The 6,954-nt window shown below is 56.4% G+C and carries 7 protein-coding genes and 1 other RNA gene; 3 read left to right on the forward strand and 5 right to left on the reverse strand.

Annotated elements, in window-relative coordinates:
* Together IGS51_RS20970 and IGS51_RS20975 are read right to left on the reverse strand one after the other, a co-directional pair.
* A partial coding sequence (locus IGS51_RS20970) for a serine/threonine-protein kinase (RefSeq protein ID WP_297080700.1) occupies positions 1-1,002 on the reverse strand: 1,002 nt, incomplete at its 3' end.
* A 399-nt stretch (positions 1,003-1,401) separates the two neighbouring features.
* Entirely contained in the window at positions 1,402-1,731 is a 330-nt protein-coding gene (locus IGS51_RS20975; protein WP_297080701.1) for a DUF3593 domain-containing protein, read from the reverse strand.
* 47 nt (positions 1,732-1,778) lie between these two features.
* Between IGS51_RS20975 and rnpB the strand changes: the two genes are divergently transcribed.
* An RNA gene (gene rnpB / locus IGS51_RS20980) (RNase P RNA component class A) lies at positions 1,779-2,247 on the forward strand.
* A gap of 343 nt (positions 2,248-2,590) precedes the next feature.
* Here rnpB and IGS51_RS20985 read toward each other — a convergent pair.
* Entirely contained in the window at positions 2,591-3,130 is a 540-nt protein-coding gene (locus IGS51_RS20985) for a hypothetical protein (protein ID WP_297080702.1), read from the reverse strand.
* A 492-nt stretch (positions 3,131-3,622) separates the two neighbouring features.
* Here IGS51_RS20985 and IGS51_RS20990 point away from each other — a divergent pair, with 492 nt between their 5' ends.
* Both IGS51_RS20990 and IGS51_RS20995 read left to right on the forward strand, forming a co-directional pair.
* A complete protein-coding gene (locus IGS51_RS20990; protein WP_297080706.1) occupies positions 3,623-4,240 on the forward strand; it encodes a TMEM165/GDT1 family protein in 618 nt (205 codons plus the stop codon).
* 65 nt (positions 4,241-4,305) lie between these two features.
* Complete coding sequence (locus IGS51_RS20995) at positions 4,306-4,749, forward strand: Rrf2 family transcriptional regulator (RefSeq protein WP_297080703.1); 444 nt, start codon at positions 4,306-4,308, stop codon at positions 4,747-4,749.
* A gap of 60 nt (positions 4,750-4,809) precedes the next feature.
* Here the strand turns inward: IGS51_RS20995 and hetR are convergent, their stop codons facing one another.
* Together hetR and IGS51_RS21005 are read right to left on the reverse strand one after the other, a co-directional pair.
* Positions 4,810-5,718: a heterocyst differentiation master regulator HetR gene (gene hetR / locus IGS51_RS21000; RefSeq protein WP_297080704.1), complete on the reverse strand. Its 909-nt coding sequence runs from the start codon at positions 5,716-5,718 to the stop codon at positions 4,810-4,812.
* 1,038 nt (positions 5,719-6,756) lie between these two features.
* Positions 6,757-6,954, reverse strand: a 198-nt coding sequence (locus tag IGS51_RS21005; protein ID WP_297080705.1) for a hypothetical protein, incomplete at its 5' end; no start/stop codon positions are given.

Below are 6,954 nucleotides of genomic sequence, written 5' to 3' on the forward strand. Positions count from 1 at the left end.
CTGGGGGGCAGTCGCCTGGGGTGAAGCTGCCGCACGGGGTGACGGAGCGGCAGAGGGCTGGGGAGCAGGCTGAGGAGCGGGCGATCGCCCTGGTCGGCTCGTCGGCAGGAAATAGTCGGCATTCAAATCGCGCATCACCTCATCGGCCGACTGGTAGCGCTCCGACACCAGATCCTTCAGCATTTGGTTGAGCATGTGCGCCAGTTGATCGCTGACCAGCGTGCCCTTTTCTGCCAGGTATTCTCGCCAAGTCCAGCGACCCTCCAGCGGGTCATAAAGATTGTCTGGCCGCACCTGCGTCATCAGGTGAAGGCAGGTCGCCCCCAGGCTGTAGAGGTCGCTGGCGGGATAGGCGCGACCGCTGCGAAACTGCTCGATCGGCGCATAGCCCTCTGTGCCGATGCGGGTTCCCGTGGCGACGGGCGCATCGCCAAGCTGCTTGGCTACGCCGAAGTCGATCAGCACCAGACGGCGATCGCCCTGTCGCCGCAGGATATTGGTCGGCGTAATGTCGCGGTGGATCACCTGGCGCTGATGCACAAACCGCAGCACCGGAAGAATATCCGCCAACACCTCTCGAATCTGGCGCTCTCCAAACGCCCCGGTCTGCCTCATTTCCTGGAGCAGGCTCTGCCCCTCGACAAACTGCTGCACCAGATAGAGGTAGTTGTCCTGCTCAAAATAGGCCAGCAGCGTGGGAATTTGTGGATGCTCGCCCAGTTCATCCAGCCGCACTGCCTCCTGGTTAAACAGCCGCACCGCCTTTTCCAGCGACTTTGTGCCCTGCACCTGCGGCGAAAACTGCTTCACCACGCAGCGCGTCCCCAATCGATCCTCATCCAGCGCCAGATAGGTGCGGCCAAATCCACCCTGTCCGATGGGGTGCTGGGGGCGATATCGTCCCCGCAGGAGTGGCGTGAGCGTGGCTCCACAACTCTGACACACCTTCGCATCGTCAGGGTTCTGGGGGCTTTTACACTTGGGGTTTAGGCAACAAGTCATGGTGGTAGCGCACTGAGGCTCGTATGGTTCATTGTCCCCCGGATCGGAACGGAGCGAACAAGACAACGACTCCGCTGCCTCCAGAGATTTCTTCGATTCCCTGACCCGGCTGGTATTGCTGGCTGAAACCCCACTGCCAAAAAGCTCGTCCAACAGCTTTTAGATGCTTTAGGCATAAAGCTTTTAGACATAAAGCCCTTAGACATAGAGCTTAAGCATGAGCAGCAATACCCGCGCCTTCCTGCTCAAGATAGATCGTTTGGTTCCGTTTGGTTCCGTTTGGTTTCGTTTAGTCTAGTGCGGCAACAAAGAACAGTCTGGCGATCGCGCTCCGTTCACGCTTCAAAGCAACACCCTTCGCTAATGCTAACCCCAAGCCCGCCGAACGGAAAAATTTGGTTAGGATTTCGGGACGTGGGCTGAGGAATCTTGCCCCGGATTGGGCGATCGCCGCTGCACAATGCCCTGCCGAAAGCCCAACACCACCAGCACATTCGCCAGGGTCAAAAATGCCTCTGCGCTGCCGTGTAGCCAGTCCACATTAGCCAGCGACTCGCCCACCACCCGCTCCGCATAAATCCCCGCCGGAATCGTCACCGCCACAAACACCAGCGTCATATAAAACCCCACCAGCGCCAGTCGGGGCGTATTGCCTGCCTTCGTCAAAAACCACAAAAAGCCGAGGTAGGGAAAGAGAGAGAGGGCAAAGAGGGTTTCTTTGGAAAACATTGCAGAGAGCAGGGTGGGAATTTTGCAAACTAGACTGGAGATCGGGAAGAGGAGGCGACGGCGGTTGCGGATGTTGAGGAGTTGCAGTTGCGGCTCTGGTGGCATCTGAGGAAAGTCCGGGCTCCCGAAAGACCAGACCTGCTTGGTAACGCCAAGTGCGCGTGAGCGTGAGGATAGTGCCACAGAAACATACCGCCCAGGCAACTTGAGGATTGGCGATAGGCGATCTTGGAAGCAACCCAAAATCCAAAATCCAAAATCCAAACCCTGGGTAAGGGTGCAAAGGTGCGGTAAGAGCGCACCAGCAGCGTCGAGAGGCGCTGGCTCGGTAAACCCCGGTCGGGAGCAAGGTCGAAGGAGCAACGGTTGGTCTTTTACCGGCTCCGAGGTGCAGTGTATGCTGCATCTGCCAATCCGCTAGAGGTGTCTGGCGACAGGCATCCCAGATAGATAACTGCCCTCGGCTGGCTTGCCAGTGCGAGAACAGAACCCGGCTTATGTCCGCCTCTTCCCTCCTATTTTCTCTAACAGGGCGTACGCACCTGCGATCAGTTTTCTGGATGTTGAAGGGTTTCTCGTAGGCTGCGCCGCAAAAAAATCCTTCAACTGCGTAAGTCCTATCTAATTCACCTGCGTAAGTTCTATCTAACGTAAGTTCTATCTAAATTGTGGGGGCGATCGCCCGTTTGACTGCCAGACTCGCAGTAAGACTTGCAGGAAGACCCGCAGTAGGCCCCGCAGTTTGCCGGGTCTTGCAGACCACTAGAAGAGCGATCGCCCCCTAAATCGTCGCTTCAGCCGCGACAGACACTCGCGACACACTCACTGTCGCAATAGCAGCACGGTTATTGGCTCAGACTTAAATCAGCAGCACGGTGCCGTTTTCGTCAACCGACAGGTTAATCGTGCCCGAATCGTCCGAAAGCTGTTCGCTGACAATCACTTGAATCACGTTACCTTCCACCAGCACATCTACGCTCAGCCCGATATTTGTGCCCAGCGGATAGACCAGCAGATTGATGGGCAGTGGCAGAAAGCTGGTTGTCGTGGTGCCAAAGGCGGTCTGGCTATTAGGGGCGATTTGCCGCTCGGCGGAGGCGGGCTGCGTCAGGGCGGCGGCAATGGTAGCCCGACCGCCGTTGATGATTTCAATCCGAATGGGACGCGCCGGGTTGACGCGGCCGACCCGCTCTTCGCTGATTTGGGCAATTCGCGAAGCGCTGCCTACGGGAATCGTCTCTAGGGCGAGGGACGTTGCTGTCTGGGACTGGGCTGGAGCATCCAGCGGCAGCCCAATCGCTCCAACGAGGGCGATCGCGCTTCTCAGCATTAATTTCAAGCCTGTGTTCAAGGCTAGGGTCGATTTCCGGTTCAGGGTCGAGGTTATGCTCAATTTCATAGAGTTCGAGTTCATAGAGTTCGAGTTCATAGAGTTCTGAAATCCTAGCTTGAAATAATTCGGTCGAGATCTGCTAATCTCCGCTGATTCCTGTTGACTCTTCATTGCAAACCGCAAAGAGTCGATTCAACAGCGGCTCCTCGCCCTGAGCAACATAGCACCTGTCCCGATTTTCTGCGGATTCGCAGCGCGACACCAGCCTTCTGCCAAACCATGCAATAATGCTAATTGACTGAAGGGGAGTAGCTACCCGGCGCGTTCCGGGAACCTGAATCAACACACTGGGGATGACCCTGGTTCAGGTGATGCCCTTGGCTTTTGCGGAAAGCGCCTGCCAAGCATTCAGTGAGACCTTCACTAAGTCCACACGTTGAGTGGGCTTGGTGGAGTGCGCTGCCTCTCATCGAGTCCACTCAGGTTTTGCTGCTGATCCTGAGGAGAGACAAGAACATGAGTGGAGCAGGTTTTTTACATCAGCTATATCAGCCCAGTTTGTTTGAAGCGTTTGTGGCAGGGCTGCTGCTGATTACGGTTTCGGAACTGGGCGACAAGACGTTTTTCATTGGCGTGATCTTGGCAACGCGACATCGGCGATCGCTCGTCTTTATTGGCGTGGTGAGTGCGCTGGCGGCGATGACGCTGATTTCGGTGATGATGGGGCGAGTGGTGTCGCTGTTTTCCCCTACTGTTGTGCATTACGCTGAAATTGCGCTGTTCCTAGCGTTTGGCAGCCAGCTTTTGCTCAAGGGCTGGCGCATGGCCGACGAACCCTGCGCCGAGGCCTGCGAAGAGGCGATGGAAACCATCACGCAGTCGGAACAGGTGCTCGTCAAGCGGCCGACCAATCTGGCAGTGGTTTTGCAGACCTTTGGGCTAACGTTTTTGGCAGAATGGGGCGATCGCACGCAAATTGCCACCATCGGTCTGGCGGCGGCCAAAAATCCCATCGGGGTATCGGTAGGCGCAATTCTGGGGCACGCCATCTGCGCGGCGATCGCCGTCATTGGGGGCCGGCTGATTGCAGGTCGCCTGTCGGAAAAAACGCTGACTCTGCTTGGTGGTGCGCTGTTCCTAGTCTTCGCGGCGATCGCCACTGCCAATGGCGTTTAGCACTGTGATTCCCTACCGTAATTCCCCACCATGATTCCCCACCGTGATTCCCCAATGAACCCTGCATGAAGCTCACCACTCGCGGACACTACAGCGTCAAAGCCCTGCTAGACCTGGCCCTACAACCGGGCGGTGGGCCGGCCTCGGTGCGGGCGATCGCCACTCGGCAGCAGCTTCCTGCGCCCTATTTGGAAAAGCTGCTGATCGAGCTGCGTCAGGCGGGATTGGTGAAATCAGTGCGCGGTGTACAGGGCGGCTATCAACTGGCGCGGCCGCCCGCCCAGATTTCGCTGGGGCAAATTCTAGAAGCCGTCGGCGAACAGGTCGATCCGCTGCCGCGCCATAGCCCCGACACCGACCAGGCCGAAGACTGGGTGACGCTAACGCTCTGGCATCGCCTGCACGACAAACTGCGCGATGCCCTACACAGCATCTCCCTCGAAGACCTGTATTTCGATGCTAAGAGCCGCCAAGCAACGCAGGGGGAAACGCCCCACTTTATCGTCTGAAAAACGGCTGAAAAACCGCCGAAAACTGTCGGAAAACCGCCGAAAAACTGTTGGGAAACCTTACGATTCCTCTTCGTCCTTGGGGCCGACGGCCATTTGCACGACGAAGGGGACACCGCCCTCTTTGTGGTAGCGATCGCCCCATTCCCGTAGCACCTGATCCAGATCGGTCAGCGCGTCTTCAATGCGGTCTTCAGGAATGTCCAACTCTTCCAACACTCGCAAGACGCGGGGCTGATACTCCGCCCAGTCGCGCATCAGGCGGAAGTAGCGGGCAGTGTCTTCCACCATGATGTAGGTGCGCTCTTCGCGGTCGGCCGGCGAATAGAAGGCGCGGGTGAGCGCGTAGAACGGCATTCCCCACGGCGAATCTACCCGCGTCACCGTACCGGAGTAGAGCAGGCGGCGCTTGATATGCTCAGACAGCGCTTCACTCATGGGCAGGCGACGGTCTTCGGGCAGGTCTTCCTGCGATCGCTCGTGCAGAAACTCGATGATGTCCATGAACTGGAACGAGTTGATCAACTGCGCGTCGGGCAGGTTGGGCGGCAGTTTCTCTTCGATCTGGCGCTTTTCTTCCATCGTCAGGCTGCTGCCTGCAATGCGCGATCGCCCCGGCTGCCAGGGAAACTGCTCCATCCACACGTAGGGCAACTGGATCAAGTAGCGCGGCTCCTGAGAACCCAGCATCTTCAGCAGCTTGCCTTCGGTGAGGGCCTGACGCACCTCTTCGACAATAACCTTCACCCGCTTGGGTTCGATGTGGTGCAAATGCCCCGTCATCCGCAGGTTTTGATCCTGCTCTAGGTAGGTCATATAAATCGCGCACTTGGCGGCGGTGGCCGCTGCGTCTAGAAATGCACCGTGGCGATGTCCGCCCGTCCGCATTGCGCTAAATGCCAGGTAGAGCATGATCTGATCCATCGCACTCGGACTCAGGCGCTTGATCAGATCCAAATCAGTAGTCATCTTGTTAGGAAGAGCCGTTGCAATAAGTGGGTATCAGAGTGAGTATCAGAATGATTGCAGACTGTACGATTGGCAACGTACAATCCTTCCGAAAATACCCCTAGCTTAAACCATATCGCCAAATTCTGAACAGAGCTTTAGCGGGTCTAAGGCTGGAGGCTGCAAGGTTCGCAAGTCGTGCAGGCAATCTTGCAAGCGGGTGGCGATCGCCGCTCCACAGGTCTCCCTGCGAACAGCAGATTCGTCAATCAGACAGGTGAAATCAGACAGGCGGCAGATCTCCCTTCAAACGGTCTGGTCAAACGGTCTGGTCAAACGGTCTGGCGATCGCCCAATCCCAGCTGAGCCTGGGTCAAACTTTTGGGGCAAATCGGCGAACTTTCGCTTCGTAAACTTGGAAACCGCAGTTTCAGGGCTTATAGACGGTTGCTAATCGGAACGTTTTGCACAGGAGAATGATTTCTGCCGATTTGACAAACTGCTGATTTGACGAACTGCGTTTGGGCGAACAAACCTCGTTCTGTTATACCAGGCGTTTCCTGAGCGATTCACCGGGCATTTGCCGGATATTTGCCGGATATTTGCCGAGTTTTGGCGGAATTTTTGCCACGAGCCATCAGGAAATTGGCTGGGGCGCTGGTCAGATACTCGTGCGGTAGAGGTTGGCAGGGAGTGATGCGATATCGCTATATTCAGATACTTAGTTTTCGGGCAATTCAGTGTTCAGGATTTCGTTTTCGGGCGATTCGGTTGCTTAAACGGTTGCATAAGCAGGTGAGGCTTCTCAAGTTTCTAGCGGCAAGCAAGGCAGGGCTGATCAGGAGCAAGTCGTCGTGCAACGTCCGCTGCCTCGGTGGAACTGATCGCCAGCAGGGGGCGTAGTGCTCGTCGCCATTTGGCTATAAACCGACCGAGAGAAGGAAGTCGAGGTTAGATTTGCATCAGCCAGAGTGCTAACGAGCGCTGGCAGCGCAACAAACAGGATTAATAAGTTGGCAGTCAGCATGAGAGCATCCGTGTAAAGGTTTCTACTCTCTGTTACGGAGACTCCTCAAACTGATCAGGAAAACTCGATAAAAGAGTTACGTTTTCTGCTAGAAACCAGCCGCCTGAGCAATTCACTTTCCCCGAAAGGCTAGCCCACTGTGGCGTTTGGAGTTGTCGAAGCTGCGCGTCTATATCCGAATCCAGCGTCACCAGTGTCAACGACACGGTTGTTAACGACACAGTGGCGGG

This window comes from Thermoleptolyngbya sp. M55_K2018_002, from assembly GCF_015295965.1.
GTDB classification, from domain to species: Bacteria; Cyanobacteriota; Cyanobacteriia; order Elainellales; family Elainellaceae; genus Thermoleptolyngbya; species Thermoleptolyngbya sichuanensis.